Source organism: Falsihalocynthiibacter sp. SS001 (assembly GCF_042445055.1).
In the GTDB taxonomy this organism is placed as follows: domain Bacteria; phylum Pseudomonadota; class Alphaproteobacteria; order Rhodobacterales; family Rhodobacteraceae; genus Falsihalocynthiibacter.
The window spans coordinates 1,175,085-1,201,430 of sequence record NZ_CP170339.1 but is presented as its reverse complement, the minus strand read 5'-3'; the positions used below and the strand labels follow the sequence as shown (position 1 = coordinate 1,201,430).

At 54.3% G+C, this 26,346-nt stretch carries 29 protein-coding genes; 11 read left to right on the top strand and 18 right to left on the bottom strand.

Translation table 11 applies throughout. The features are described 5' to 3' along the window. Positions 1–3: 3 nt before the first annotated feature. The 9 genes from ACFE33_RS05880 to ACFE33_RS05840 all read right to left on the bottom strand — a co-directional run bounded on the left by ACFE33_RS05880 (position 4) and on the right by ACFE33_RS05840 (position 9,510). Positions 4–2,070 (bottom strand): M13 family metallopeptidase, encoded by a 2,067-nt coding sequence (locus ACFE33_RS05880; RefSeq protein ID WP_380058041.1) that lies wholly within the window; start codon positions 2,068–2,070, stop codon positions 4–6. A gap of 100 nt (positions 2,071–2,170) precedes the next feature. After that, entirely contained in the window at positions 2,171–2,470 is a 300-nt protein-coding gene (locus ACFE33_RS05875) for a hypothetical protein (protein ID WP_380058040.1), read from the bottom strand. A gap of 167 nt (positions 2,471–2,637) precedes the next feature. Next, on the bottom strand, positions 2,638–3,846 hold the full coding sequence (locus tag ACFE33_RS05870) for a formate dehydrogenase subunit gamma (RefSeq protein WP_380058039.1): 1,209 nt from the start codon (positions 3,844–3,846) through the stop codon (positions 2,638–2,640). Between the two features lie 69 nt (positions 3,847–3,915). Then, positions 3,916–4,509: a formate dehydrogenase FDH3 subunit beta gene (fdh3B, locus tag ACFE33_RS05865; RefSeq protein WP_380058038.1), complete on the bottom strand. Its 594-nt coding sequence runs from the start codon at positions 4,507–4,509 to the stop codon at positions 3,916–3,918. 12 nt (positions 4,510–4,521) lie between these two features. Continuing rightward, positions 4,522–7,416, bottom strand: coding sequence for a formate dehydrogenase subunit alpha (locus ACFE33_RS05860; RefSeq protein WP_380058036.1), 2,895 nt, complete (start codon positions 7,414–7,416; stop codon positions 4,522–4,524). Positions 7,417–7,511: 95 nt separating this feature from the next. Beyond that, positions 7,512–7,706, bottom strand: a complete 195-nt coding sequence (locus ACFE33_RS05855; protein ID WP_380058035.1) for a twin-arginine translocation signal domain-containing protein — start codon at positions 7,704–7,706, stop codon at positions 7,512–7,514. Positions 7,707–7,757: 51 nt separating this feature from the next. After that, the gene (locus ACFE33_RS05850) at positions 7,758–8,363 is read right to left on the bottom strand and encodes a molecular chaperone (RefSeq protein WP_380058033.1); all 606 of its coding nucleotides are present in this window, start codon (positions 8,361–8,363) and stop codon (positions 7,758–7,760) included. Continuing rightward, the gene (locus tag ACFE33_RS05845; protein ID WP_380058031.1) at positions 8,360–8,950 is read right to left on the bottom strand and encodes a DUF3306 domain-containing protein; all 591 of its coding nucleotides are present in this window, start codon (positions 8,948–8,950) and stop codon (positions 8,360–8,362) included. The genes ACFE33_RS05850 and ACFE33_RS05845 overlap by 4 nt, the downstream gene beginning before the upstream one ends. Then, positions 8,947–9,510 carry a DUF3305 domain-containing protein gene (locus tag ACFE33_RS05840; protein WP_380058029.1) on the bottom strand — a complete coding sequence of 188 codons (564 nt, stop codon included), beginning with the start codon at positions 9,508–9,510 and terminating at the stop codon, positions 8,947–8,949. Before ACFE33_RS05840 ends, ACFE33_RS05845 begins: the two co-directional genes overlap by 4 nt. A gap of 213 nt (positions 9,511–9,723) precedes the next feature. Between ACFE33_RS05840 and ACFE33_RS05835 the strand changes: the two genes are divergently transcribed. Genes ACFE33_RS05835 through ACFE33_RS05815 form a run of 5 tightly spaced genes read left to right on the top strand, consistent with a single transcriptional unit; the run spans position 9,724 to position 14,160 of the window. Next, on the top strand, positions 9,724–11,694 hold the full coding sequence (locus ACFE33_RS05835) for a 4Fe-4S binding protein (RefSeq protein ID WP_380058028.1): 1,971 nt from the start codon (positions 9,724–9,726) through the stop codon (positions 11,692–11,694). Positions 11,695–11,705: 11 nt separating this feature from the next. Next, positions 11,706–11,891, top strand: coding sequence for a DUF6494 family protein (locus ACFE33_RS05830; RefSeq protein ID WP_380058026.1), 186 nt, complete (start codon positions 11,706–11,708; stop codon positions 11,889–11,891). Between the two features lie 6 nt (positions 11,892–11,897). Next, a complete protein-coding gene (locus tag ACFE33_RS05825; RefSeq protein WP_380058025.1) occupies positions 11,898–12,965 on the top strand; it encodes an Mrp/NBP35 family ATP-binding protein in 1,068 nt (355 codons plus the stop codon). Then, positions 12,962–13,669, top strand: coding sequence for a DUF4444 domain-containing protein (locus ACFE33_RS05820; protein ID WP_380058023.1), 708 nt, complete (start codon positions 12,962–12,964; stop codon positions 13,667–13,669). The genes ACFE33_RS05825 and ACFE33_RS05820 overlap by 4 nt, the downstream gene beginning before the upstream one ends. Beyond that, entirely contained in the window at positions 13,666–14,160 is a 495-nt protein-coding gene (locus ACFE33_RS05815) for a DUF6505 family protein (protein ID WP_380058022.1), read from the top strand. The genes ACFE33_RS05820 and ACFE33_RS05815 overlap by 4 nt, the downstream gene beginning before the upstream one ends. Here ACFE33_RS05815 and ACFE33_RS05810 read toward each other — a convergent pair. From ACFE33_RS05810 to ACFE33_RS05795, 4 genes are all read right to left on the bottom strand, one after another. Continuing rightward, a complete protein-coding gene (locus tag ACFE33_RS05810) occupies positions 14,144–15,319 on the bottom strand; it encodes a DUF2254 domain-containing protein (RefSeq protein WP_380058020.1) in 1,176 nt (391 codons plus the stop codon). The two genes, ACFE33_RS05815 and ACFE33_RS05810, sit on opposite strands and share 17 nt — an antisense overlap. An 83-nt stretch (positions 15,320–15,402) precedes the next feature. Continuing rightward, the gene (locus ACFE33_RS05805; RefSeq protein ID WP_380058018.1) at positions 15,403–15,762 is read right to left on the bottom strand and encodes a phage holin family protein; all 360 of its coding nucleotides are present in this window, start codon (positions 15,760–15,762) and stop codon (positions 15,403–15,405) included. A gap of 7 nt (positions 15,763–15,769) precedes the next feature. Beyond that, positions 15,770–16,099, bottom strand: a complete 330-nt coding sequence (locus ACFE33_RS05800; protein WP_380058016.1) for a YqjD family protein — start codon at positions 16,097–16,099, stop codon at positions 15,770–15,772. A gap of 103 nt (positions 16,100–16,202) precedes the next feature. After that, positions 16,203–17,018: a response regulator gene (locus ACFE33_RS05795; protein ID WP_380058015.1), complete on the bottom strand. Its 816-nt coding sequence runs from the start codon at positions 17,016–17,018 to the stop codon at positions 16,203–16,205. A 102-nt stretch (positions 17,019–17,120) separates the two neighbouring features. Between ACFE33_RS05795 and ACFE33_RS05790 the strand changes: the two genes are divergently transcribed. From ACFE33_RS05790 to ACFE33_RS05780, 3 genes are read left to right on the top strand one after another with little or no spacing between them, the layout of a single operon-like run. Next, on the top strand, positions 17,121–17,267 hold the full coding sequence (locus tag ACFE33_RS05790; protein WP_380058013.1) for a NepR family anti-sigma factor: 147 nt from the start codon (positions 17,121–17,123) through the stop codon (positions 17,265–17,267). Next, the gene (locus ACFE33_RS05785; RefSeq protein WP_380058011.1) at positions 17,264–17,824 is read left to right on the top strand and encodes an RNA polymerase sigma factor; all 561 of its coding nucleotides are present in this window, start codon (positions 17,264–17,266) and stop codon (positions 17,822–17,824) included. The genes ACFE33_RS05790 and ACFE33_RS05785 overlap by 4 nt, the downstream gene beginning before the upstream one ends. Positions 17,825–17,828: 4 nt before the next feature. Beyond that, positions 17,829–19,610, top strand: coding sequence for a sensor histidine kinase (locus ACFE33_RS05780; protein ID WP_380058009.1), 1,782 nt, complete (start codon positions 17,829–17,831; stop codon positions 19,608–19,610). Here the strand turns inward: ACFE33_RS05780 and ACFE33_RS05775 are convergent, their stop codons facing one another. After that, positions 19,611–20,633: an AI-2E family transporter gene (locus ACFE33_RS05775; RefSeq protein ID WP_380058007.1), complete on the bottom strand. Its 1,023-nt coding sequence runs from the start codon at positions 20,631–20,633 to the stop codon at positions 19,611–19,613. 118 nt (positions 20,634–20,751) lie between these two features. Between ACFE33_RS05775 and ACFE33_RS05770 the strand changes: the two genes are divergently transcribed. The 3 genes from ACFE33_RS05770 (at position 20,752) to ACFE33_RS05760 (ending at position 21,922) form a co-directional block, all read left to right on the top strand. Further along, complete coding sequence (locus ACFE33_RS05770; RefSeq protein WP_380058005.1) at positions 20,752–20,949, top strand: CsbD family protein; 198 nt, start codon at positions 20,752–20,754, stop codon at positions 20,947–20,949. Positions 20,950–21,127: 178 nt separating this feature from the next. After that, positions 21,128–21,301, top strand: a complete 174-nt coding sequence (locus tag ACFE33_RS05765) for a DUF1328 domain-containing protein (RefSeq protein WP_380058004.1) — start codon at positions 21,128–21,130, stop codon at positions 21,299–21,301. A gap of 111 nt (positions 21,302–21,412) precedes the next feature. Then, entirely contained in the window at positions 21,413–21,922 is a 510-nt protein-coding gene (locus ACFE33_RS05760) for an MgtC/SapB family protein (protein WP_380058002.1), read from the top strand. Here ACFE33_RS05760 and ACFE33_RS05755 read toward each other — a convergent pair. The 4 genes from ACFE33_RS05755 to ACFE33_RS05740 form a co-directional block, all read right to left on the bottom strand. Beyond that, entirely contained in the window at positions 21,919–23,694 is a 1,776-nt protein-coding gene (locus ACFE33_RS05755; protein WP_380058000.1) for an SLC13 family permease, read from the bottom strand. The genes ACFE33_RS05760 and ACFE33_RS05755 overlap by 4 nt on opposite strands. Before the next feature lie 75 nt (positions 23,695–23,769). Further along, the gene (locus ACFE33_RS05750; RefSeq protein ID WP_380057998.1) at positions 23,770–25,158 is read right to left on the bottom strand and encodes an ArnT family glycosyltransferase; all 1,389 of its coding nucleotides are present in this window, start codon (positions 25,156–25,158) and stop codon (positions 23,770–23,772) included. Next, positions 25,155–25,463, bottom strand: coding sequence for a lipid-A-disaccharide synthase N-terminal domain-containing protein (locus tag ACFE33_RS05745; protein ID WP_380057996.1), 309 nt, complete (start codon positions 25,461–25,463; stop codon positions 25,155–25,157). Before ACFE33_RS05745 ends, ACFE33_RS05750 begins: the two co-directional genes overlap by 4 nt. Continuing rightward, positions 25,460–26,221, bottom strand: coding sequence for a glycosyltransferase family 2 protein (locus ACFE33_RS05740; protein ID WP_380057994.1), 762 nt, complete (start codon positions 26,219–26,221; stop codon positions 25,460–25,462). The genes ACFE33_RS05745 and ACFE33_RS05740 overlap by 4 nt, the downstream gene beginning before the upstream one ends. Between the last annotated feature and the right edge of the window lie 125 nt (positions 26,222–26,346).

The following is a 26,346-nucleotide window of genomic DNA, read 5'->3' as shown; positions in this document are numbered from 1 at the left end:
TGCTTACCACGCACTCACCCGTTGCTCGGGCGCAAGCCACATTGGGTCGCCTTCATTAATGTCAAATGCCTCGTAGAACGCATCCAGATGTTGAAGCGGTGCATAGGTACGATACTCACTCGGAGGGTGCCCGTCCGAAGCCACGATTGTTCGGATAAACTGTTCCGACGCTTTCCAAGTCCAAAGCTGCGCCCACGATAGGAAGCAACGTTGTGAGGGGCTAAGTCCGTCGATCTCGACATTTTCTTCGGGGTGTTCTTCAAGGTGTTCCATAAGCGCCGCATGCGCCAATGAAACGCCGCCGACATCCGCCATGTTTTCCTTCACGTTCAGAGGGCCGTTCAGATACAGGCCCGGAAGGATTTCAACGGCGTTGGCTTGATCGACTAACTTCTCCGCCCTTTTGTTGAAGGCTTCGGCGTCTTTTTCGGTCCACCAATCACGCAGGTTACCGTCGGCGTCAAATTGTCGGCCACCGCTATCAAACCCGTGCGTCATTTCATGGCCAATGATCGCTCCTAGACGACAGAAGTAAATCGGCGCGTCCATGTCCGCGTCAAAGGCCGGTGCCTGCTGGATCGCTGCGGGAACCTCGAAACCATTCATCAGTGCGTTGTAGGCGGCGTTCACCACTATCGGGAGTGTTGACTCTGAGTTGAACTCTTCTTGAACCACCGGACCAGAGGCGCGCTCAAAGTATCGTTTCACATCAAAGGCCGCGATGTTGCGCATATTATCCACGACATCAGGCCCGATATCGACGCTGCTATAATCAATCCAGTTGTCAGGATACCCGATGCGAATTGTGAATTTCTCAAGCTTCTCCTGCGCTGCCGCCCGCGTTTCATCAGAGAGCCAATCGAGCGAAGGAATCCGCTTCATGAATGTTTCGTAGATACGATCGACCATATCGGTCGCCTTAGTGCGGATTTCTTCGGGGTAGAAATTGTCGACGTAAACTTGGCTTAGGGGATGGCCCAAGGCCACTTTCAACTCTTCCAAGGCCCTATCTTCGCGGGGGAGGAGGACACCAACGCCCGTCAGGACCTCATCAAAAACGCGCGATGGTTCGTCGAATTCGGTTGTGAGTTGAGGGCGATAGCTATCGATGACGCGAAATGTTGCATAATCTTGGAAGTCTTGAAGCGGCCGTTCCGCCAGCATCTTGTTAAGAACTGGGAACAGACGTGGCTCTGACAGAATGACATTCTCGGGGACATCAATCCCCAGTGTCTCAAAATATATTGGAAGATCGAAATTGGGAATTTCGGCCTGCGCGTCCACAAACGGCATCGGGTTATAGAAATTGTGCGGGTCAATCCCCTCTTCGGGTGAGAGCATTGCCGCCAGAATCTCTGTTTCAATTTCCAGCGTTGTTTCGGCAATGCGCTGCGCGTCTTCGGCCTCATAGCCCGCTATGTCGAGTATCTCTTCGATATAGGTCTTGTAGGCCACATAGCGCTCGCCATCTGGCCCCTCTCTGAGCAAGCTATGAAACTGTTCATCAATCCCAAGGCTCCCGCCCTGCCCGTAGACGGCATATTTCTTACTGTCGGCAAGATCGGGAAAAGGAAGAAACGCCACGAGCATTGCCGGACCATCCGACATCGCAAGCTCCGCCGAAAAACGCAGCAAATCATCAAGGTTCTCAAGCTCCGCAATCTTATCAAGCAGATCACGAATGGGTTCGATCCCCGCCGCGTCTATACGCTCTACGTCCATATAAGCGTTGTAGAAATCTCCGACGAGCTGCGTCGGGCTCCCCTTTGGTGCCGTCGCTGCAGCTTCGCCAGCGCGCGCCACGGTCAGCTTCATTTGCTGTGTTTGACGCTCTTGCATAATGTCGAACATACCATAGGCACTGAGGTGCGACGGACGTGTAATGCGATCCTGCCAAGCACCAGAAGCATAACGATAGAAGTCCTCTGCTGGATCAACCGATTGATCCATGTTCTCCACCGAAAACGCCAGATCGTCCGGCCCTATCGGTTGTAGCTCCTCTGCACACGCGGCAGAAACAATTGTGCCAAGTGCGATAATGCTTAGCGATGGATACAAACAACGGCGCATATCGGCCCCTCTTAGTGATAAGTGGCAAATTAGAGTAACAAGGCCGCATCATATTCCGCGCAGCAGGAGCCCTGTAAGACTTGGGCCCCTGAGAAATTGATCAGCATTCGTTAGCGGACACCATATCAACCTCGGAGTACCGACCATTGGATGTCACAATACGTGCGCAGGCATTAGTTGCATTGTTATACCAATAAGCCGTCAAACCTTCGGTGCGGGCAGCTTCATATCCAAGGCTTTTCAGGCCCATCTCTGCCTGCCCTGCGCGCGCGCCCTCAAAATCGCTTAGGTCTGAGCTGCTGCCGACCGAGGGCATACCAACATTTGATGTGCCAGCATCCTCAACACATCCCGCGAGGAGCACGACGCTTCCCACAACAAGAGTAACTTTCCAATTCATGATACTTTCCTCTTGCTATAATAAATCTAAACACCCTAATTGCCGACCCGCACCGAACTGCTGCTGTTTCGGTCCGCTGATGAAAACCCGATTTGCGACAATGTCATATTCGCGCCTATCGCGATAACCCCTACAAAAAGCGCGGCAAAAGCAATTATCCTCATGCCCTATACCTCCTGCGCATCTTTAGGGGCGGCGCGTTCTTCGGCCAACACTTGCTCCACCCAAAGAGAGTGATGCTCGCGCGCCCATTGTTCTTCAACTTCACCGGTTCCAACTGCGCTGAATGCGCCCTCCATTCCGACCGAGCCAATATAGATATGCGCAATCACGATAACGATTAGCAGCCCCGCCAAGAGCGCGTGCCACACGTGCGCAAACTGCATATCCTCTTGGGGCGTTAGCGCGGTGTTTAGCTCGCCGAAACCTACAAGCTGCGGCAATCCCATTGCGTTCAATATTTCGAACGTATGGCCGAAGAGCGGGATCTGAAACGGAAACAGCAGCGATACACCCGTTACCGAAACCGAGGTGCCAAAGATGACCACCGACCAGAAAATAACCTTTTGACCTGCGTTGAACTTCTTGGCTGGCGGATGGAGGTTCTTGTTAAATATTCCCCCGCCCTGCGCGATCCATTTGATATCTGTCTTGTCGGGAAAGTTATCCTTTACCCAGAACACAAAAATCATCACGAGGCCGATGATAAAGGCCCAAGCGACATTGTTATGTATCCACTTGGCGGCAATCGCCATTGTGGAAAAGGCCTCGCGCCCAAGTAGGGGAAGGATGATCTGTCGCCCGAATAGGGTAAACAGCCCCGTAAGCGCCAGTAGGATAAAGGAAATAGCGAGCGTCCAATGGCCAAGCCGCTCAACAGCCTTAAATCGAATGACTTTGCGGCCTGTTTTTCCGCCAGATATTCGGATCTTGCCACGGATCAGGTAAAACAGCGCAAGCAGAACAAGGATGCCGATGATAGAGTAAGTCATCAGCGTGTGTAGCGTTGTGGCACGGAATTTTAGCCACCACATCCCACCCGACTGCATGACGGTTTTCGCCACATCACCGCCTCCAGACACCCGAACATCCGCCGAACCATATCGGTACGCGCGCCAAATATCCGAGTCCGAGGCCCCGCCGAGCGTACCAAGCTGATCTATGGCTGGCGCGCCCTCCTCTGCACCTGTCGCATCGCGGCGGAATTGATCGTCGATGCGCTTTTGGTTCTGGCGATCCAAAATATCCTGAAGGTTCTGCGCGCCACCAGTTGAGGTTCGATCATTGGGCGGATTCGGAGAATTATCCTGTGCCGACACAGGGGCGCTCAAAACAAGGCCCAAAGACAAAATAAGCCCAAGGAGAATGCGTATCATAGAACCACCAATGCGAGGAATTCCAAGGTGGCGAACGCGCCGCCACCCTTATTGAGTAATCGCCGCGTCTTAGCCTCCCTTGAGACCATAAGCCGTACCCCAACCCCAAGCGCCTGCGCCAAACCCGCGCGAAACAACACGCTCGCGGTAGATTTCAGAGACGGTATCGCCGTCCCCAGCAAGCAGCGCTTTGGTCGAACACATCTCGGCACAGATCGGCAGCTTACCTTCTGCGATCCGGTTGCGCCCGTATTTCTGGAACTCGGCGGTTGAGTTGTTCTCTTCGGGACCACCAGCACAGAAGGTACATTTGTCCATCTTACCGCGGCTACCGAAATTCCCCGCTTGTGGATACTGCGGCGCACCGAATGGGCAAGCATAGAAACAATACCCACACCCGATGCATAGATCCTTGGAGTGAAGAACGACGCCATCGTCCGTTTGATAGAAACAATCCGTCGGGCATACCGCCATGCACGGAGCATCAGAACAATGCATACACGCCATCGAGATCGAACGCTCACCTGGCTTGCCATCATTGATCGTCACGACACGCCGTCGGTTGATGCCCCACGGCACTTCGTGTTCGTTCTTACATGCGGTCACACAGGCATTGCATTCAATGCAGCGCTCGGCGTCGCAGAGGAATTTTGCTCTAGCCATATCAAATCTCCTTTACGCTGCTGTGATTTTGCAGAGAGTCACTTTGGTCTCCTGCATCTGGGTGACGACATCATAGCCATATGTCTGTGCGGTATTGGTACTCTCGCCCAGAACATAAGGATCGGCGCCTTCGGGGTATTTGTCTCTCAGGTCCTTGCCCTCGAAATGGCCACCAAAGTGGAACGGCATAAAGGCTACGCCTTCGCCGACACGTTCGGTCACCATCGCCATGACTTTGACTTTGGCGCCCTCCGCCCCTTCGACCCAGCACTGATCACCGTCCCGAATGCCAACGTTATTGGCATCGCGCGTGTTGATCTCGACAAACATGTCCTGCTGTAATTCCGCAAGCCAAGGGTTGGAGCGCGTTTCGTCGCCCCCACCCTCATATTCAACCAATCGGCCAGATGTCAGGATAATCGGGTAGTCGCCCGAGAAGTCCTGATTTTGAATCGAGGCATAGAGCGTCGGAAGCCGATAGAACTTACGATCCTCGTAGGTTGGATAATCCGCCAGCAAATCGCGCCTTGGCGTATATAGCGGCTCGCGATGAAGCGGTACGGGATCGGGGAATGTCCAAACTACGGCCCGCGCCCGTGCGTTCCCGAAGGGAGCACATTCATGCTTGATCGCGACGCGCTGAATACCGCCAGAAAGGTCTGTCTTCCAGTTGGTATTTGGCCCCGCTACGGCATCAATCGCCGTGCGTTCATCATCGGTCAGGTCACCATCCCATCCGAGGTCCACCAGCATTTGCATGGTGAACTCGGGATAGCCGTCCTGAATCTCGGAGTCTTTCGAATAGACCCCTTCGGCCAGAAGGTTATCTCCATCCCTTTCCACACCATACCGAGCGCGGAACGTAAGCCCACCTTTAGACACAGGTTGCGACATATCATAGAGGATCGCTGTGCCGGGGTGGTTCATCTCGGGTGTTCCCCAACATGGCCACGGCATCCCATAGTAATCCCCATCAGCAGGGCCACCAACCGCTCGCAGCGTTGTGCGATCAAAGGTCTGTTGATTTTCCATATGCAGCTTGATGCGTTCCGGCGATTGCCCCGTATAACCGATGGTCCACATGCCGCGGTTAATCTCGCGGAGAATGCTCTCGACATTTGGTGTTTCGGGGTCCTCCATTTCGATGTTGCGGAACAAGCGATCCGCAAAACCGAATTTGTTTGCGAACTTTGCCATGATGACATGATCTGGCAGGCTCTCAAACAGCGGGTCCACCACTTTTTCGCGCCATTGCAAAGAGCGATTGGAGGCAGTTACGGAGCCGCGTGTTTCAAACTGTGTACACGCAGGTAACAAGTAGCACCCATCGGTTCGGTCCTGCATCACCGCAGTAACAGTTGGATATGGGTCAATCACAACCAACATATCCAGCTTCTCCATCGCGGTTTTCATTTCCTTGCCGCGTGTCTGTGAGTTCGGCGCGTGCCCCCAAAGGACCATCGCCCGCACGTTGTTTGGATTGTCGGTGTTTTCGGCATCCTCTAGCACACCATCAATCCAGCGGCTTACGGGGATACCAATCATGGTCATGAGATTTTGTTCATTCCCGTCAGCCCCCGGAGCGCTGGCGAATTGCCCCTTGAGCCAGTCCAGGTCCTCGCCCCAAACACGCGCCCAATGCGCCCAAGCTCCGTCAGCAAGGCCGTAATAGCCCGGAAGCGTATGCGAAAGGACGCCCATATCGGTGGCGCCTTGTACGTTGTCGTGGCCGCGGAAAATATTGGTACCGCCACCTGCGACGCCCATATTGCCCAACGCAAGTTGCAGAACACAATATGCACGCGTGTTACTGCTTCCTGTCGTGTGTTGGGTGCCGCCCATACACCAAACAACCGTTCCCGGACGGTTATTCACGAGTGTACGCGCAACCCGTTCAAGCTGTTCACCTGGCGCGCCCGTTACGCGCTCTACTTCTTCGGGGTTCCATTTCGCAACTTCTTCGCGGATTTGGTCCATTCCCCAAACACGGGTACGGATGAACTCTTTGTCCTCCCAGCCGTTTTCAAAGATGTGGTACAAAATCCCCCAAACCAGCGCGACATCCGTACCCGGACGGAAACGAACGAATTCATCCGCATGAGCCGCCGTGCGCGTAAAGCGCGGATCGCAAACAATCAGCGGCGCGTTGTTTTCTTCTTTGGCCTTGAGAACATGCAAAAGCGAAACAGGATGCGCCTCAGCAGGGTTTCCGCCAATAATGAAGATCGCCTTGGAGTTATGAATATCGTTATAGCTATTGGTCATCGCACCATAGCCCCAAGTATTCGCAACCCCAGCAACCGTGGTCGAGTGGCATATGCGGGCCTGATGGTCCACGTTATTGGTGCCCCAATACGCCGCGAATTTACGGAACAGATAGGCTTGTTCGTTGTTATGCTTGGCCGATCCAAGCCAGTAAACACTGTCAGGCCCGCTTTCCTCGCGGATACTCATCATGCCGTCGCCGATCTCGTTGATCGCTTGCTCCCAGCTTATGCGAACCCACTCACCGTTTTCTTTCTTCATCGGATATTTGAGGCGGCGTTCACCGTGGGCATGTTCGCGCACCGATGCGCCTTTCGCACAATGCGCCCCAAGGTTAAACGGGCTGTCCCATCCGGGCTCCTGCCCTGTCCAAACACCGTTCTCAACTTCGGCGATTACGGTACACCCGACCGAGCAATGCGTGCAGACCGATTTAACTGTCTCAACCGCTGCTCCCGCTGCCGACTGTGCATTCGCTTGTGTAACTGTTCCGCCCGTTGCGCTAACGGCGGCGAGCCCTCCGATGGCCAATCCTGATCCGCGCAAAAATGCGCGGCGATCAACCGATTTTTCCGCAACACCAGACAGGATACTTGTCCGATGGGCGCGTCGTGATACCCCGTTGGTCTTTTTCCTAAGCATGTCTTGTCTCCCTTGCTGGCACGATAACGCGCGCTTGCTTGGTATCTTATGGCACCTCGCAGCCTCCTACTGCGCGGCGCCGCCACAGCGCGCGATCAGAACCGCGTACTCTCGTAGTAAGCCCGCGTATGGGGCGTGTCTTGAATTCCACCGCTGTCGGCAGATTGCGCCGTGCTTGCCTCGGCTTCGGTTCCTGTCAAAGTCACAGCAGCAACCGCCGCAGGGGCGGACACACTCGCGAGCTTGAGAAAATCGCGGCGGCTTGTGCCTTCCTCGTTTTTCTTGGTCATCGGATCATCCTCCCTATTTTGTGGCGCAATCTTTGCGCCGCTATACGGCCATCAGTTGGCCAGTAGTCGAAATGCCTCGCGTTCGATCTCCATGAACTCACGGCCGACAGAACCGACCGAAGCATAGAAAACAGAGGCCTTGGCGCCCTCTAGGTCCGAAAAGAAATGTTTGGCCCAAGGGCCGATATGCTTGTTAAAAAACGTTTTTTGATCGGCAAGGCTGCCGACACCGGTGAACCGCCCGACAATCAATCCGCCCATCATTTCCATTAATGAGGCGATGTTATCTTCGGGTTCATACACATTTGGAGCACGCCGAATGCCATGCGCCGCCATATCAGAGCGAAGTGCAGCCAGCGGCTTTTCATTCAAAAAGCCAGACAAGTAATAGGACGCATAAGGCAAAAGCTCGCCACGACCCAAACCAATAAACAATGCGTTAAACTCACGCTCGACCGCTTGCGGCTTGGAAACTTTCGCAACCTTTGCCAACGACGTGATTGCCGCGCCCAGTCCGCTTGCATCTCCGCTCAGGGCGGCGGTTTGCTCCAACGTAATCTGATCCGCAGGCCGCGCGAGCAACAACCCCAGATAGTTATATAGGTCCGCGCGAAGGCGGTCCTCCTCTGGGATCATGATATCCTGTTCAGCGTTCATGCTTCGCCTCCGTCCCTTGGGATGGGCTCAAATCTCATGCGCCGCCGTGTGGGGGCTGGCTCTTGGTCTTCTAACTCACTGAATTCGTATTCAGCCTCAGGTGCGGGCTCTAGGTCCGGCACTTCCTCTGGTGGGCGGACAGCGGCGACATCTTGCGGCTCTTCTGCATCTTGCGCCTCGGCCTCCTCCAGCATGACGTTGATGTGGTGCATCATGCCCTTACCAACCTGATACGCCGTCTGCATATTTTCAATCACGGTGTTGGCGTCGGTATAGTCCTCGCCATATTCAATGAGCCCATCCAAATTCGCCAATGTCGCATTGCTTCCCCATAGGTTGCGCAGCGCGCGCCGACGCAAACGCTCGGGCACTGATTTGGACATGAAGCCCGCGAAATTGTCGCCGGCTTTCATCGCTTCAGGTTTAGGGAGCCCTAACTCTTCCAGTATTGCCTCGTCTGATTTGGCCTCGCGCTCTGCCATTTCTTGGGCGTGCGCGCGTTCAGCTATTAGTTCGTTCTGTTCGGCCAACTCCGCCCGAACCCCCGCTTTGCGGCTTGACCAGAAATCTGTGGGCGTGCGGCTCATTCTGCGGCCCTCCTAACGGTCATCGGTGCGCGGTACACATCGGTGAGCTGGGTAATGCGTGGATCGCCTATGCCATCCTCGACCTGATCAACACGCGATTTGTTGCGGCGGCGCTTAACGAATGCTTCGTCAGAATGATGCGCTTCGATAAAATCTCTCAGCCACGCAACAACGCCATCGGGCATCGGAACCTTTTCGACGATGTCTTCGCCATTGTCGGCGAAATCCTGTGCCTCGTATGGCGAAGCGGTCACCAGAAGTACTTCCAACGGATGCTCTCCGAAACTCTCGCGCATGACGAGATAGATCGAAGGGTCGCGAGCGCCCAGCCCCGCCAAGTAAGCTTCGGTATCGGTATGATAAACTTCGAGAGGACGTGTCGCGGCGTGATATTCAACCGCGTCACCTTCGCGGCGCAATTCTCGCCATTGCGCGTCTGGCGCTCCTGGCATTACACCGATTGCCTTCCACGCATATTTTCGCCAGCGCGTCGCACCCGGCAACCGCCGCACAACGACACCTAACTGAATCGCCTGAAATTTTGGTACCGAATCTTGCAAATCCCCTCCCAAAGCCAGCAATGTTCTTTAATACTGCGGCATACTCTCTAATTTTCAAACAGTTTTCTTAAGAATCGTAACGCTGCCGTGATCAGTCGCCAAATCCGTCGACAATCAAATTTTCGGTTTACGCATTCGGGGTTTCGTGCCTACGGTAGCTGTAAGCGGGCTCGCCCTGCCCCGTTCACAAGCGGGAACCCAAGAGGAGACCAAATGCCCAAGTCCCTGATACTGTGCGATTGTCTAGGAACCCAGTCCCTCGACCAAGAGGCTATATCGGGGCAAACCAATCTGGCGTGTAAGGGCGTATATACCGAGCTTTGCGGCGCACAATCGGCACAGGCAGCCGAGGCAATCAAGAATGGCAATGCGGTCATCGCCTGCATGCAAGAACGCGCGTTTTTTCAAGAGCTTGCAAATGAAATAGAGGCGGGCGAGCCAGAGTTTCTCGACATCCGTGATCGCGCCGGTTGGAGTAAAGATACACGCTCCAAGCTCCCCAAGATTTCCGCACTTATTGCCGAGGGCATGCTCCCTATCGCGACCGCGAAATCGCTTGATGTTATTTCCGAAGGTTTGTGCCTGATCGTGGCGCCATATGATGCGAAGGCTTCGGAGGTGGCGCATTCCGCGGCGCGTGACCTCTGCGAGATTTTGAACGTCACGGTTCTCCAACATCCTGACGCGGAAATTCCGACCGATCGACGCTATGATACGGTCGCTGGAAAGCTGCGCAGCGCGCGAGGGCATTTCGGGGATTTCAATGTACGCATAGAGAATTTCCGCGAACCCGCTAGAGGAGGCAGAGGCGCACCGGAAATGCTGCCAAGTTCGGGGGACGCGCAATCGGTTTGCGACGTCATGCTTGATCTATCTGGCGAAGCCTCACTCTTTGCAGCGCCCGAGAAACGGGATGGCTATCTGCGGGCGGACATCAAGCACGCGCAATCGGTGGCGCAAGCGGTTCTTGAGGCGTCACAGCTCATTGGGACGTTTGAAAAACCGCTCTATCTGAAATTCGAAGAGTCGCTCTGCGCCCATTCCCGCGCAGAGCAACCCGCGTGCTCCAAATGCCTGAATGCCTGTCCTACCGGTGCGATCACTTCGGCGGGCGATACTGTGGCAATTGATCCGATGATTTGCGCGGGCTGTGGCGCTTGTTCATCGCTCTGCCCGTCTGGTGCGATCACCTATGACGCCCCCCCAACTGAAAGCGTATTCCGCCGCATCACAACCCTTACTTCGGCCTTTATGGATGCAGGTGGAAAAGAGCCGCGCCTCTTGGTGCATGATGCGGATTTCGGCACAGAAATGATCCAACTCGCGAGTAGATACGGCGACGGGCTTCCTGCTAATGTTATTCCGCTCGAAATGTCGGCACTCGCAAGTTTTGGCCACGCAGAAATGCTTGCCGCACTTGCATCAGGTTTTGCAGGGGTCGCTATCCTCGTTGCCCCTAAGTCCGATCAAGAAACCATATCGTTTGAATACGAACTGGCCCGCGCCATAGCGCCAAGTTCGGACAACTTGAGATTGCTGGACGTTGCCGATCCCGACGCGCTATGTAAAGCGCTTTATGGCCAAGCTATCCTTGCCTCGTCGCAGGAACCAATCTTGGCAATGGGAAACCGTCGTCAAATTACCCGCCTCGCGGCCAAATCAATGAACGAGGGCACGCATCTGCCGCTTCCTCCCAATGCCCCATATGGCGCGGTATTGGTGGATACTTCGGCATGTACGCTTTGCTTGTCTTGCGTATCGCTCTGCCCCTCTGGCGCGTTGGCCGATAATCCCGACATGCCGCAGCTTCGTTTTCAAGAAGACGCCTGTTTGCAGTGCGGCCTCTGCTCCAATATCTGCCCCGAGAGCGCGATCACGCTAGAACCACGTCTTAACCTTGCGGATAGCGCCCTCAATCAAGTCGTGCTGCACGAAGAAGAACCTTGTGCCTGTATCGAATGCGGTGCGTTGTTTGGTGTGAAATCGACCGTAGATCGCATTATGGAGAAACTTGCTGGCAAGCACTCGATGTTCGCCACAAGCGATACAGCGCGCCTCATCCAAATGTGCGACGATTGCAGGGTAAAGGCCCAATATCACAGCCAAAATGCCCCCATGGCGGGCAAAGCACGCCCCGCGCCCCGCACATCAGAGGACTATTTCAGCAAACGCAAAGATCATTAGAGGAGGTCCGAATGAGCCAAGATTACAACATGTCGATCCGTAAGTTTCTCAAGCAAGTGGGTGTTACTTCACAACAAGCAATCGAGGAAGCCCTGCGAAATCATAGCGACAAGAGCGGCCCTTTCGAGGCCCGCGTGGTCCTGACAATTGACGGTCTGGAGCTTGAGCACACAGTCACCGGCAAGATCGAAGGATAATTATTGGTGACCCTAAGTAGAGAAGCGGTCCTAGAGGCCCTCAAGACCATCAATGATCCCATTTCGGGGCAGGATTTGATCGCCGCAGGAGTTGTACGCGCGCTGAATGTAAGCGGTGCGGATGTACGGTTTGTGCTCGAAGTCAGCCCCTCCAACGCCAAGACATACGAAGCCATCCGAGACCAAGCCGAGGCGGCAATCGCAGCGCTTGACGGTGCCGAGAAAGTCTCGGTCGCGCTAACGGCTCACAGCAGTCCACAAGCGCCCCCCGACCTTAAACCTGCGCATAAAGCGGCACCCAAAGGTCCCCAAAAAATCGCGGGCATCGATCGTATTATTGCGGTCGCATCGGGCAAAGGCGGCGTCGGAAAATCAACCGTGTCGTCAAACCTTGCCTGTGCGCTGGCGGCTGAAGGACGGCGTGTCGGGCTACTGGATGCTGATGTTTATGGCCCTTCGCAGCCACGAATGTTGGGTGTTTCGGGGCGGCCTGCATCGCCGGACGGTAAAATAATCCTTCCACTGCGCAACCATGGCGTGACGATGATGTCGCTCGGATTGATGACTAATGATGATCAAGCCGTCGTTTGGCGGGGACCGATGCTTATGGGTGCACTTCAACAGATGCTGACACAGGTGCAGTGGGGCGCGCTTGACGTCCTGATTGTTGACCTTCCGCCCGGAACTGGGGACGTGCAAATGACGCTCGCCCAAAAGGCGGAACTCAACGGTGCAATAATCGTCAGCACTCCGCAGGATGTTGCGTTGATCGACGCCCGCAAGGGGATTGATATGTTCAATCAGCTGGGAACTCCAATCCTTGGAATGATTGAGAATATGTCCACGCATATTTGCTCGTCCTGTGGGCACGAAGAGCACGTGTTCGGGCACGGCGGCGTAGCATCCGAGGCTGAAAAGTTGGGTGTGCCGTTGCTGGCGGAAATACCGCTTAGCATCGATATTCGGCTCGCTTCTGACGGAGGCGCACCGATACTGGTGTCACAACCAAATTCACAAGCCGCCAAGACCTTTCGCCAAATCGCGCGCGATCTGATCGCGTCTGGAAACGCATGATCGCACCGCAATTCCCTCCCCTCCTTTCCGGCATGGAGCTAACGGACGCGCGCGATCCGATGGCCGTCGCGATCACAGAGGCCAAGCGTGGATGCGATGCGGGCTTGGTCGTCTACAATCTTGGGCCTGACACGGTTAGGGCAGCGATTGTGTTTGCGCCGGAAGTGCCGCTTTCCGCGGCCATCGCGATGCTTCCGGTTTGCGGGGTTGGGTTTCAAAATGCGCTCGGCGCGCTTGCCCCACCGGAAGTTGCAGTTCATTTGCAATGGGATGGCGGCATTCTATTGAACGGAGCGCGGTGTGGAGCATTGCGCGTTGCTGCCTCGACCACCGAGCAGAACCGCGAACCGGACTGGCTCGTGATTTCGCTCTCGCTTTCGCTTATTCCGGCGCAGAGCGATACTGGATTAACGCCCGAGGAAACATCACTTTACGCCGAGGGATGCGGTGACATTGCGGCGTCCACACTTTTGGAAAGCTGGACGAAACACACGTTGGTCTGGATCAACCGCTGGTCAGAGGAAGGCGCAGCGCCACTTCATCGCAATTGGGAGCCGCTCCTGCATGGGATCGGGGAGATGTATTCCACTCAATCACATTCTGGTACATTCATTGGCGTGGATGAAGATTTTGGGATGCTGCTCAAATCTAACGACGAGACGCTTCTCATTCCGTTGACAACCTTACTGGAGAGCACCACATGAAACTGGCGCGCGCGATACATTTTGACGAAAGCGATCAGAACGTTTTCCACTCTCCCGCACGTACGGGCGAATGGTGCATCGCTGGTGGCTTTGAGTTTTCGGACTGGACCGAAGGTGATCTGGCGGGAAAAGCGCGGCAAGCCTTCGCGAACGGTTGGCTGGGGCTGGAAACATTCGGGCGGGTCACATTCGTCGCCGTAGCCGAGATAACGACTGACGAATTAGAGGTGCTGGCGCGTGCCCTCGCGCAACATTTCGTGGACCTTTACGGCGCCCCTTCGGTCGAGGCCGCATCGGGAACGGCACAAGCCGAGATCGAGCACATGCGTTCCCTATGTGATGATCTGGACCCAAACACGCTTATCGTGGTTCAGCGCGAACTTACCACCGCTGGGGTTAAGGAAGCGTTCCGCACCATCGCTCCGCAAGCTACGGAACTTGAACTATTGGCCGTCCACGCGGACCTTGACGATCCTAGCCCTCATTCTTGAGGTCATTCGATAGATACTCAAATTGCGCCAATACGATATGATCGGATTCACAGTAAGGCCGCGAAGCACCAAAGCTACGCTCATAGAGGGCGTCAAACGTAAGGTTCGGACTGAGCGCGAAACTACTTGATCCAGACTTCCCAAGCCCATCTTGATAATACTGTGCCGTCTTTAGCGCGTTGTGCATCCAATTCAGACAATTGACCGCGGTAAACGGATCATTCACGCCAGGTGAGAGCGCACGTGCCAGCATTTCGACGAGTTGATCGACAATGAAAAATGGGCTTTGATTTTCGGTTCGGCTCGTTCCGACTGCGAAACATTCCTGAAGCTCGGATATCGTTGATTTCGGAAGCTCTTCAGTGGTCCAGATACGCATGACCGGCGTGTATTTGGTTACGAAGTCGCTCGGGTGGCAGAGAATGTCAGTCTTTAGACCGTTCTTTTTGCACAGCTCGCCAATCCGATGATACCGCAGAACCTGAATATAACCCGCCTTGCGCAGAAAAAGAACGTGATCGGGCGGTATGTTCGGAGAACTCCTGCCGTTGTCCTCATCGCGGTGATTGTCGGCCTCGATCAGATCCTGAATGGCGCATTCGAGCTTTTTGCCGAGTGCAGCAGTGATGTTTGAAACGTTGATTGTTTCGGGCACGTGGTGCACAAAATAGATCATCGTGAACACCGAAACGATGCACGCGACAATCGCCAGAAGTATCGAGTAATGCGGTACAAATTCTGCCACATCAGCGGCATCGGACGGCGATTGGACCACCCTTAGAACCAACAGCGCATACACAAATGTGGAAATCAGAATACCCAAGCTAATCTGATTGCCGCGATCACGCATAAAGTTGCTTATCAAACGCGGGCCATAGTTGCCCGCCGCAAAGGACACCGCAACAACCGTCATCGAAAACATAACCCCTGTTACGCCAACAATTGAGGTCGCGATGGTAGACAACGTTGAGCGCGCGCCCTCTGCTTGCGTATTGAGTAGAGCATCAGGGAGCTGAAACGGCAGGATATCAGTGTTCAAATCCAACCAATGCGCAAGGTTCGCCACCAATGCGGCGGCCAGCACCATAACGGCGGGTATGAACCAATAGCTTGCCCTGACGGTTTGAGCGAACTGTAGGAGCTTTGCGCGATACTTCACCTTTGCCACCCTCTAAACAGGACAAAACACTGCCTTATGATTGGCAGTGTTTCAGGTCATTCCACGAACTGTCAATAAGTCCGCTATGAACGGTCGTCATTGCGATCCGGCTTGGGCCTGCGAGCATTTGCACCAGCTTGCATTCCGGTCAAGAACGCTTCCAAGAGCGGTACAGGCTGTGGGGTGGGTTCGGGTTCGGGTGGGGGCTGACGGTTAAACACCATCTTAAGGCCGATGAAAATGCACCCAACCGAAAGATAAACCAGCCCGACAATCATGGATGCCAGCGCGGGCGACGCAACAGTGAGAAGCGCAAACCATGCTGCCATCGTCAAGAACAGCGCAGCGACTGCAAACATCGCGACCGCCATCAGGCTCAAACCAGCGGAGCGCTTCGCGCGCTCCGCCTTCTCTTGAATTAGAGATTGTAACAATTCAATCATATGTGAACTAACGACGCGATGTCAGTAGACCAACAGCAAATCCAACTGCCGCCGCAATACCGAGCGACGTGGCGGGGTTTTTATTGACGTACTCGCGGGCATCGTCATTCAGAGTTTGGGCATGACCACGCAGGCGCTCAAGTTCCTCATTACCTTTTGCAACTGCTGCATTTGCCTTGGCTTTCGCTTCATTGCTAAGCTCTTCGCCTTTTGCTTTGCCCAATGCGGCAAGAGTATCGCTAAGCTCTTTCATGTCACTCTTGAGCGCATCGAGCTGTTTGGCGATATCTTCGGTTGTTGGTTCTTTAATCTTTTTAATGTCGGCACCACGAGCCATTATCATATCCTCTCAAATTATCGCGTTTCACAGACTCAACCCGAGACTTTGAATAAAGTTCCATTTGAGGCCAAGAAATTTGCAAAGTCACCTAAATTCGTCGCTATGCCTGTTTCAGAGTTTCGGTTGACGCAAAAAACATTGCTTGGCTTACCGCCGAGCGGACCTGCTCAACTGTGTATGGCTTAGCAATTAGAAAGGTGGGTTCGGGGCGTTCGCCCGTCAAGAGACGCTCTGGAAAAGCCGTTATGAAAATAACGGGTACGTCGCCCAATTCGGCCAAGAGATCATGAACGGCGTCAATCCCTGAGGAGTTATCCGCCAACTGGATGTCCGCAAGAATAAGATCGGGCCGTTTTGTCGTGCCGAGCACCTGCGCCTCTTTGCGGGTGCGGGCATTGCCGGTTATCGAGTGCCCCATGTCCGAGACAATTCCCTCAAGGTCCATCGCAATGATCGGTTCGTCCTCGATAATCATGACCTTGCCAGAAATAGTGTTTTGCATTTCCTCGCGGGCAACACTCAAGAGATGCTCCACATCGTCGGTCCGAGTGTTCATAATCTCGGCAATCTCCGAGATGGTAAATTCTTCGATCGTGAATAGAAGAAGTGCTTCACGCGTGCGCTCGGTGAGTTTGGCCAGATGTTGGTGTGCACGACTGGCAGGCCCGGACTCATCATCGGCCACGGGCGCTCCTGCGCTGGCCCAAATCAAATGGAACGTTTGAAACAGGGCGACCTTTGGCCCTGACGCTGCTTCAAACGCGCTTCGGTCTTCGAGAACCGCTTCGAGTGTCGCTGCTGCAAAACGATCTCCGGACCCCTGCGATCCGGTTAGCGCCCGCGCATAGCGGCGCAGAAACGGCAAATGTTGTTCAATCGTTCCTGCCAAATCGACATTTGCGGAATTGGAATGCATAGTATTCACACCTTTTTTCATTTTTCTCGGAACCAAACGCACGGTAGCCGCGTTTTGTGCCAAGGCAAATGAAATAACTTTGGTGAAAGTGATCCGATAACCATGGCGCAAAACAAACCCTCTCCAGAAATGCAGCGACAGATTGATGAAAACCTCAAACGTGTTTTTCAGCAAACTGCGGATGAGGAATTGCCGGATCGTTTCAAGGAGCTACTCGATAAGCTCAAAGAGCAGGATGCAAATAAATGAGTGCTTCACAAGACCCTCGGGACGAGCTGGTCGAACATTTACCCGCACTTCGGGCCTTTGCCATCAACCTTACACGAAACACCGCGCGCGCGGATGACCTTGTTCAGGACACCGTCGTAAAAGCATGGAGTAATTTCGAAAGCTTCAAGGTCGGCACAAACATGCGTGCGTGGCTATTTACGATTTTGCGCAACACATTTTATTCTGACCGCCGCAAAGCCAAACGCGAAGTAGAGGATGTAGATGGCGCATTCACCGCGCAACTCTCTGAAAAACCCGCCCACGATGGCCGACTTCAGATGCGAGATTTTGAGGTTGCGTTCAAACAACTCCCCGACGAACAGCGCGAAGCCCTAATTTTGGTTGGTGCGTCTGGTTTCAGTTACGAAGAAGCCGCCGAAACCTGTAATTGCGCAATCGGTACGATCAAGAGCCGCGTTAATCGAGGGCGTGCGCAACTTGCGGAATTGATGTCATTAAATGACGACGAAACACTCGAAATTACCGACACAGCAACAACAGCGGTCATTACGTCCAAAGCCATTTCAGGGATCTAAATATATGCCATTTCGGCAGTCTAACCACCCGCTCAATCGCCTTGTGGTGCGCCTTCCTCTTGTTTTGTCGCTTGTCCTGATGCCCATCGGATTCATTGCGGTTGTACAAACGTATCAAGTCAGCACTGAAGTAAAGCAGCGCGCGCGCTCTACCTTGACCGCAATGACAAGCGAAGCCGTCGTCGCCGAACGCGAAATTATTCAGGAAGCCTTTGGCACAGGGCAAGGGATCGCGGGATACATCGAAACCGTGCGCCCCGATCCCGAAGCCTGCTCTTTGCTCATGAAGCGTGTGACCGAAAGAAATCCGAACTATTCGTTCATCGCGTACATACCTACATCAGGTGAAATAACCTGCTCCTCCGCTGATGGCCCCGTTACTATTTCGGACTCCGCTGAGTTTGACGCGGCGATGGAGCGTGGCGTCCCAGAAGCGTTCGTTGATATGAATCCAATAGTCAGCGAAGGCTCTGTTATTTCTGCGGTAACACCAGTGCGCTCGCTAAATGGCGCCGCCCCTATTGGCTATGTGACTGTTGCGGTGCCGCATGACGCGATCAGCCCAAGTGACGCGGACGAAGGCACGCTGGAAACCCACCCGATCGAAATTTTCACCTTCAACAAAGAGGGTCAGCTGCTCACTGCGAGTTTGGGGCTGGAAAACGCAGAGTCGCGCCTCCCGCAAAATCGGGCGCTGATCAATCTTGTTGGCTCTGACACCACGACGTTTTCGGATACGGACGCAAGCGGAATTGAACGCCTTTATGCGGTTGTTCCGGTTGCAGATGGTAAGGTCTACGCATTGGGTTCCTGGAGCTATGCCTCCACAGAGTTGGCACCACTCCGGCAGGGCGTTTCCCCTGCGCTGTTCCCGATATTGATGTGGCTCACGTGTCTGATTGTGGCTTATTTCGCGGTTGAGCGGCTGGTTATTACGCACCTCAAACGTTTGCGCCACAAGCTTCGCGCCTTCTCGCAAACGCGTGAGTTCTCGATTGCTCCTCTTGGGGCTTCTGCTCCGTCGGAACTGCAAGAGTTGAACGCTTCATTTGAGGCAATGGCGACGAACGTGCTTCAGGACGAGGCCCAGCTAGAGGACATGCTCTTCGAAAAAAACGTCCTCCTGAAGGAGGTTCATCATCGCGTGAAGAACAACCTTCAACTGATTGCGTCCATTATCAATATGCAGATGCGCAAACTTGAAACCCAAGAGGCGCGCATGGCTCTGCGTAATATTCAGGAACGCGTTCTTGGGCTCGCGACTATTCACCAGAGGCTCTATCAAACTGATATGCTGACGGCGGTCCCAATGAACGATTTGCTGCGTGAGGTGATTAATCAACTCTGGAACCTTGGTGTCGCCCCCGAGAGTAAGCTCACCCTCAAGACAAATATCGACCCGCTGATCTTGTTGCCCGATCAGGCGGTTCCGCTTTCACTCTTGCTGACAGAGGCGATGACAAACGCGCTGAAACACATCGGCGTACCCGAGGGCGAAGAGAATGGCTGGCTAGAGATCACTCTAACCGCGAACGAAGATGAAACGCATCAGCGTGCGGAACTTTGCATTGCCAACAGTACGGGTGAACGCGTGACTGCCGTTAATGATCATCACTCATCCGGGCTGGGACAGCGCCTGCTGATGGCCTTTGCACAGCAACTTGACGCAAAGATCGAGACAGTCGACGAGGACGGGATGTATCGGGTGATTGTGCGCTTTGAGGTACATGATTTCACTCCCGACGCGCCCGTCGACGAAGTCGCTCCAGAGCCGATCGAACACTAGTTACGCGTCCCATTGGACCCCTTTATTTATCGCCATTCCCCAGACCAACAACGGGATGGCAATAAAGCCACCAATGGGCCCCCAGAGCCAAAGCCAGAACACAAGCGACAGAAACACGAGTAGCGGATTTACCTGTAGATGCCGCCCGACAAGCGATGGTGTCACAAATTGCCCTTCTGTCAGATTAAGCCCAAGGTACGCGATCATCGGAAGCACGCTGCGCGACCCGTCAAACGTCACAATCCCTGCAATCAAGAGCGAAACAGCGAAGGCCATCGGTCCGATATACAGCACATAATTCAGCGCAAAGGCCAGAACGCCCCACAACACGGGTGAAGGAAGTCCAATCCAATACATCACCCCCGCAACGACAATACCCAGCGTTGCATTGATCAATGTGATCGTCACGAAGTAACGCGCAACAAACCGCTCTGCACGCAGCAGAAATCCATCCTCTGCTTGGATGCCGTCCGCCTTTTTCAGCCCCTTTGTTATCCACGCGTAGATTTCTTTGCGAGACAAAACAAAGAAGAAAAGCGAACCCACAAAAACCAACATACTCGCCGCGATCATCGGTGCGAAAAACAGCGCATCGGTGAGGTTGGGTAATTCATCAGTTAGCGTTTCGGACGCTGCTTTTTCGGTAGCGGGGCCGTTTACTGCGTCGGCGACGTCTTCAGAGACCTCGTTAATGCCGCGAAGTATATGGGAGAGCCATTCTACAATATCACGCAACTCTTGCCATATTAATGGCCCACGAAGCACCAAACGCTCCACCACAGGCTCCAGAAGAACATACAGGAGCGACAACCCCGCCAAACCACATGCAAGCGTGAGGATCGCCCCCGTTATTCGCGGCAGGCCCAAACGCTCGAGTCCATCGGATAGCGGCGAAAGCACCACCCCAACCACCAGCGCCAACACCAACGGCGCGGCAATACTCTGTGCCATCTTGAGCGCCACAAATAAAACGACGACCGCGATAAGTGTCACGCTGGCCGTCAAAAGCTTGTTATCGGTCATTTTTGTCCCTTTCTGTCCCTGAACAAACAACCCCTCAGAGATATTTTTGTTCCCAGAGTTGGAACCTTCTTCGGATCGGCGCGTTGACTTAGCACAACACAATTGAAAGGAGACCGACATGAATTGGGATCAAATTCAAGGTAAGTGGAAAGAGATGAAAGGCAAAGCAAAAGCTGAATGGGGCGAACTCACAGATGACGAGCTTGAGCAGGTTGAAGGCAACCGCGACCAACTCGAAGGGTTGATTCAGCAGAAATACGGCAAGACCCGCGAACAAGCGAAAGAAGCCGTAGAAGAGTGGACCAACAAAGCTTAGGTCCATGCTTAGCTTGCTAGAAATTCAGGGGTCGGCGGGAACGCTGGCCCCGTTTTTTATGCCGTTTCACCATCACCTGAATATTTTATTCAAGAAATTGGGAACCAATCCAGCCGTAAACCGTTGATTTAGCACGATGCCCAGAGCGGGCGCATTTTGATAGTTGAAAGGACGTAACATGTTATATTGGGCCATTCTATTCTTTATCGTTGCGATTATCGCAGGTATTTTTGGCTTCGGAGGTATCGCCGCGGCGTCAGCCGGCGTTGCTCAGATCCTCTTCTTTGTCTTCCTTGTGCTGTTTATTATTGCACTCGTCGCGCGTGCAGCAAAGGGCAAAACACCCCGTTAATAGCTAACCAATGCCTATGGTTCGCACTCACCGCGACCTAGGTAGGACAAGACCATGATCAAACTGCCCAAGACCGCAAGAGACGACGGGCCATAACGTGAGGAATACCGAATGTGGGACGACCTAGTGACAGAGTTCACCTTTGATCCAAGCCTCCCGCTTTTTGTAATTCTTTCACGTGTTTTGGCGACCGTCGTTTTTTGTGGTCTGATTGGTCTAGAACGCGAAACAGCGCGCCGCCCTGCTGGCTTGCGCACGCACATGCTTGTTGGCCTCGCCGCATGTGTATTCTGCCTTCTGACGCTGGCATTGATTGCGCGGGCAGATGAATTTGGCGATGCGGTTAAGATGGACCCGCTTCGGATAATTGAGGCTGTCACGGGCGGCGTTGCTTTCCTTGCGGCAGGGATGATCGTCTTCTCTCAGGGCAAAGTGCGTGGACTAACCACGGGTGCGAGCATGTGGGTCGCGGCAGCGATTGGCGTCGCCTGTGGATTGGGTGAATGGACCATTGCAGGCCTGACCACCGCACTGGCCCTCGTTATCATCGCTATCATTCGTGTTCTTGAGAAATACGCCGGCACTTACGAAGCCGCAAGCCACGAGGAAGACGAAACTTAGAGCGGCCAGAAGAACAAGATTGCCGGCAGCGCGACTGCAATAACGATCACCTCAAGCGGCAAACCCATCCGCCAGTAATCCCCAAAACGATAGCCACCCGGACCAAGGATAATGGTGTTATTCTTGTGCCCGATCGGCGTGAGGAACGCACAGGACGCCGCGACAGCGACCGTCATGAGCCATGCATCCGGATTTGTACCCGTCGCCGTCGCCATGCCAACCGCGATTGGCGCAGCGATCAGCGTCGTCGCGACATTGTTTAGAAAATCGGAAAGGGTCATCGTGACGATCATCAACGCGAGCAGCGAGACCCAAGCGGGATATCCGTTCGTCACCTTCAGGATTTCCTCGGCAATAAGCTCCGCCCCGCCAGATTTTTCGAACGCTTCTGCGAGGGGAATGAGGCTTGCGAGTAGAACAATCACCTTCCACTCAATCGAGTCGTAAACCTCGCGGCCTGAAACCAAGCCGACAGCGACAAAGGCGATAACCGCCGCCGCAAGGGCCACGGGCAATGACATCCATCCAAGGACAGCCGCACCAATCGCAGCAAGGAAAATCCCGATAGACAATCCCGCCTTGGAACGCTGAACCACCTGTGTTTCGCGCCCCTCAAGAGGAAGGACTCCCATCCATGATGCGGCGGCCGATACGCGCTTTTGTGATCCGAGTAGCAACAGCACATCGCCCGGTTTGATCGTCAATAATCGCACCCGATCCCGAAAGCGACGCCCATTTCGCGACACACCCAGAAGCGTTACCGAATGGCGATACAAGAGCTGGATGCTCCGCGCGGTGCGGTTCACGATCCGCGCTCCTTCTGGAACGATCGCCTCGGTAATGGTCAATCCGCCAGAAGTCACGCTTCCAGAGTGTTTCTCGGATCCTGAAAACTCGAGCGCACTCTTGCCCATGAAGGCTTCGATGGATTTTGGCTCTCCTTCGACGACGATAAAATCGCCAGAGCGGATTTCTTGGCGTGCCGCAAATCCGGGGCGGCGTTTGCCGTTGCGCACAAGGCCGAGGATATTGAGGTCATGTTCCTCCGCGGCAGGATACAGATCGCCTACGGTTGCGCCCTCTTCGACTGTTTCATCACCAACGCGAAGTTCGGCGATATAGCGTCCTTTTGCAAATTCTTCACCCTGTTCACGCGCACCTTCACGCTTGGGCAGAAAGCGCCAGCCAACCAGCGAAACAAATGCAATGCCAGCGATGGCCACGATCAGCCCAACAGGCGTAAAATCAAACATCCCGAACGGCTCCCCCAGCGCGTCCTGACGATACTGCGCAATCACAATGTTCGGGGGCGTACCGATGAGGGTAATCATTCCGCCAAGGATCGTCGCGAAGGAAAGCGGCATCAGGGTCTGCCCTGCCATTCGTTTGGCTTTGGCGGCGGTGTCAACGTCCAGCGGCATCAGGATCGCCAAGGCCGCAACGTTATTGATAATCGCCGAGAGCCCTGCACCGACGACAGCCATAATCGCAATGTGAAGCGGAAGTGGCCGATCAGGGTCAAGTAAGCGTGTCGCCAGTTTTTCAATCGCGCCAGAGCCGACAAGCCCCCGCGAAATAATAAGCACAAGCGCAATAACCGCGACGGCGGAATGGCCAAATCCTGTGAACACCTCTTCGCTAGGAACGAGGCCCAGAATAGCGGCAAAAATCAACGCGCCAAACGCGACCAGATCATAGCGAATGCGACCCCAGACCAGCAGCACAAACAGCACCGCGAAAATTCCCATAATCATCGTCTGATCGCTTGGCATAATGCTCGAATCCTCTTTTCACTGAGCGTAATCGGGAACACGGCAGAAAGCAAAAACAGATGATTAGCCGCGATCCTACTCAGTGCAATTCAATGAAAAATGATAAAGCCCATAGGTGCGCCCCGAATAGGCACCTTCCTCAACGGGTATCTCCGAAAAGGGTTGGATTGTTGATCCATTACAGGCCGGAGGGACGTTAGTCTCGGCTACAAATACCGCATCTGTATTGGCTGGCAGCGGCGCGACCATATCGTACCAATGATGCCAAACATCGCTCGGGTTATACGCGAACACCTTGTTCAGGCCACCGTTGCGCTGTGCAGCATAGGTAAGGTCCGCAAGAAGTTGGCGGTCGGTCGCAACAACGGGTGCCTGCGCCGTTTCAAGGATCGTATTGGCCAAATCCGTGCGCCCCATATAGCGATCCGACGCATTACGAACGAGTGATGGCCACATTATCAACAGCGAAACGATGACCGACAACGCCACGTTCACCGCCAAACCAGCATAGAGCGTTTTCCACGCCTTCCCACGGCAAAGTCGCAGCGCGACGAGTGGTGCGGCCGTTAGATATGCAGCGAAAGCCCAGTTGGCATAGGCCTGCGAAATCACTGCCTGTCCACAGATCAGCAGAACAATCGGAAGCGACGCCGCGAGCAGATAACGTTCGGCCCGATCCACTGCCTTAGGGAGCGTCGCCAGCCAGACAACAAAGAACACCGGCCCAATCACAAAGGCCTGAGCAAGGGCGAACTCTAGCAATCCAGTCCAGTTAAGCGTGCTCAAGCCCCCCCAACTTGCGTTGTCCGCTGTATGGGAAAAGGTCACCATCCCGTTCTGCACATTCCACAGGAGGTTCTGCGCAAGGATCACGAAGAAGCCGATCAGAGCAGTCAGAATGCCCGAAACTCGCGGACGAGGCGGTGCAAAAATCGCGGTTAGGAATACGATGAGAAAGAAGTACGACCCCGCATATTTCGCCATTGCGGCCGTTCCGGCAAATACGCCAGCAAGCAATGCAATGCGGAGGCTGAACGTGTGCAAGTATCGCCACCACATCCAGATCGCGGCCGCCAAAAACGGAGCCATGATCGTATCCGTCGAAATCATCCACGACCCGATGGTGATTATCGGCATCGAAAGATAAACTGCGGCTGTCCAAATTGCGGCTGGACGGTAAATGCTAGCGATAAACAAACCTAGAATTATGGACGTCGCCCCGTGGAAAACGGGAGCAGCAAGACGCACCCAGAATGGCGCGTCGCTTCCTGCTATTTCCGTAAAGGTGCGAATTACCCAGCCGATAAGCGGCGGTTTAGAAAAATAACCCCAGTCAAGGCTCTGACCCCACGCCCAATACTGCGCTTCATCAAAGAAAAGGTCCGTCGGCGACACCGCGAGCACGACAATCCGAAGTGCCGTGACCGCCAATGCGAGCACCAATAGACGTTGAAACAAGGTCATCCCAATTCGCGCCGTTCTCGATTAATGAGCCAGAGATTGCGCGAATAGATAAAGACCCCCATGCTTTGACCAAGGATAAACACAGGATCACCGCGATAAATAGCATAGGATAGTAGGACCAGCCCGCCACTAATCGACAACCACCAAAAGGCCACTGGAATAGTTGAGCGCCCTGCCCGTTCGCTTGCGACCCACTGCACAAGGAAACGACCGGTAAACAGCAGTTGCCCGCCGAACCCCAAGGCAATCCAGATCAATTCACCTGTTGTTTGCGCTCCGAAGAACGTCATCAGCCATTCAATCAAGTTTCGCTCTCCGTAGGTGTGTCCTGCTCAGCAAGAACAGCAGTTTTTCTGCGCCGCAGAAGCCACATAACGCCCAAAAGGTCAACAATTCCAACGAGCCCGCGCTGAAAGTTCGTGTATTTCGACGAACCCGCTTCACGCGCGGCATGGCCGACATCAACTAAATCCACATCGTAACCCGAGCGCTTTGCCAGCGCGGGAAGATAACGGTGCATGTGGTTGAAATATGGAAGTTCCAAAAACACATCGCGCTTGAACGCCTTGAGGCCGCAGCCCGTATCCCGCGTGCCATCAGAAAGCGCAGCGCTCCGAATGCCATTCGCAAAGCGCGACGCAAGGCGTTTGGAAACGGTATCAATCCGCTTCTCACGTTGGCCCGCCACAAGGCCGAGCTGCGCGTCATCCGCACGTGCATCCCAGATCGCAAGGAGCTTGGGGATTTCTTCGGGCGGATTTTGGCCATCGCCGTCCAGCGTCACAATAAGTGGTGCCTTGGCGGCTCTAACGCCCGTGTGAACAGCGGCGGATTGCCCTGCGGGCTCGTTGTGGCGAAGCACGCGCCAGTGCGCAGGCCCACCTGCGAGTTGCTCGGAAGTGCCATCCGTCGAGCCGTCATCAACCACGATCAACTCAAAATTCCGCTCCGCAAGGGCCGCGTCTACACGTTCTGCAAGGCTGCGAATGTTTTCGGCCTCGTTCAGGGCGGGAATTACAACTGCTACATCAGGCGCAGTAGGTTGTGTTGCGGTCGATGACATACGGGCCTCGGTCAAACTATCTAAATACTGTATAAATTAGACATTTTTCGCCTAAGCGCCACCGATATTCCAATGGGCCTGCGGAAACAAGCCCATCCCGTTGCGAACTTTATCTCAACAAACCA

What these genes read in the sequence shown, in the direction of transcription:
- ACFE33_RS05880 (WP_380058041.1), bottom strand. Translation starts at nt 2,070, where the DNA reads ATGCGCCGTTGTTTGTATCCATCGCTAAGCATTATCGCACTTGGCACA.
- ACFE33_RS05875 (WP_380058040.1), bottom strand. Translation starts at nt 2,470, where the DNA reads ATGAATTGGAAAGTTACTCTTGTTGTGGGAAGCGTCGTGCTCCTCGCG.
- ACFE33_RS05870 (WP_380058039.1), bottom strand. Translation starts at nt 3,846, where the DNA reads ATGATACGCATTCTCCTTGGGCTTATTTTGTCTTTGGGCCTTGTTTTG.
- fdh3B (WP_380058038.1), bottom strand. Translation starts at nt 4,509, where the DNA reads ATGGCTAGAGCAAAATTCCTCTGCGACGCCGAGCGCTGCATTGAATGC.
- ACFE33_RS05860 (WP_380058036.1), bottom strand. Translation starts at nt 7,416, where the DNA reads ATGCTTAGGAAAAAGACCAACGGGGTATCACGACGCGCCCATCGGACA.
- ACFE33_RS05855 (WP_380058035.1), bottom strand. Translation starts at nt 7,706, where the DNA reads ATGACCAAGAAAAACGAGGAAGGCACAAGCCGCCGCGATTTTCTCAAG.
- ACFE33_RS05850 (WP_380058033.1), bottom strand. Translation starts at nt 8,363, where the DNA reads ATGAACGCTGAACAGGATATCATGATCCCAGAGGAGGACCGCCTTCGC.
- ACFE33_RS05845 (WP_380058031.1), bottom strand. Translation starts at nt 8,950, where the DNA reads ATGAGCCGCACGCCCACAGATTTCTGGTCAAGCCGCAAAGCGGGGGTT.
- ACFE33_RS05835 (WP_380058028.1), top strand. Translation starts at nt 9,724, where the DNA reads ATGCCCAAGTCCCTGATACTGTGCGATTGTCTAGGAACCCAGTCCCTC.
- ACFE33_RS05830 (WP_380058026.1), top strand. Translation starts at nt 11,706, where the DNA reads ATGAGCCAAGATTACAACATGTCGATCCGTAAGTTTCTCAAGCAAGTG.
- ACFE33_RS05820 (WP_380058023.1), top strand. Translation starts at nt 12,962, where the DNA reads ATGATCGCACCGCAATTCCCTCCCCTCCTTTCCGGCATGGAGCTAACG.
- ACFE33_RS05815 (WP_380058022.1), top strand. Translation starts at nt 13,666, where the DNA reads ATGAAACTGGCGCGCGCGATACATTTTGACGAAAGCGATCAGAACGTT.
- ACFE33_RS05805 (WP_380058018.1), bottom strand. Translation starts at nt 15,762, where the DNA reads ATGATTGAATTGTTACAATCTCTAATTCAAGAGAAGGCGGAGCGCGCG.
- ACFE33_RS05800 (WP_380058016.1), bottom strand. Translation starts at nt 16,099, where the DNA reads ATGGCTCGTGGTGCCGACATTAAAAAGATTAAAGAACCAACAACCGAA.
- ACFE33_RS05795 (WP_380058015.1), bottom strand. Translation starts at nt 17,018, where the DNA reads ATGCATTCCAATTCCGCAAATGTCGATTTGGCAGGAACGATTGAACAA.
- ACFE33_RS05790 (WP_380058013.1), top strand. Translation starts at nt 17,121, where the DNA reads ATGGCGCAAAACAAACCCTCTCCAGAAATGCAGCGACAGATTGATGAA.
- ACFE33_RS05785 (WP_380058011.1), top strand. Translation starts at nt 17,264, where the DNA reads ATGAGTGCTTCACAAGACCCTCGGGACGAGCTGGTCGAACATTTACCC.
- ACFE33_RS05780 (WP_380058009.1), top strand. Translation starts at nt 17,829, where the DNA reads ATGCCATTTCGGCAGTCTAACCACCCGCTCAATCGCCTTGTGGTGCGC.
- ACFE33_RS05775 (WP_380058007.1), bottom strand. Translation starts at nt 20,633, where the DNA reads ATGACCGATAACAAGCTTTTGACGGCCAGCGTGACACTTATCGCGGTC.
- ACFE33_RS05770 (WP_380058005.1), top strand. Translation starts at nt 20,752, where the DNA reads ATGAATTGGGATCAAATTCAAGGTAAGTGGAAAGAGATGAAAGGCAAA.
- ACFE33_RS05765 (WP_380058004.1), top strand. Translation starts at nt 21,128, where the DNA reads ATGTTATATTGGGCCATTCTATTCTTTATCGTTGCGATTATCGCAGGT.
- ACFE33_RS05760 (WP_380058002.1), top strand. Translation starts at nt 21,413, where the DNA reads ATGTGGGACGACCTAGTGACAGAGTTCACCTTTGATCCAAGCCTCCCG.
- ACFE33_RS05755 (WP_380058000.1), bottom strand. Translation starts at nt 23,694, where the DNA reads ATGCCAAGCGATCAGACGATGATTATGGGAATTTTCGCGGTGCTGTTT.
- ACFE33_RS05750 (WP_380057998.1), bottom strand. Translation starts at nt 25,158, where the DNA reads ATGACCTTGTTTCAACGTCTATTGGTGCTCGCATTGGCGGTCACGGCA.
- ACFE33_RS05740 (WP_380057994.1), bottom strand. Translation starts at nt 26,221, where the DNA reads ATGTCATCGACCGCAACACAACCTACTGCGCCTGATGTAGCAGTTGTA.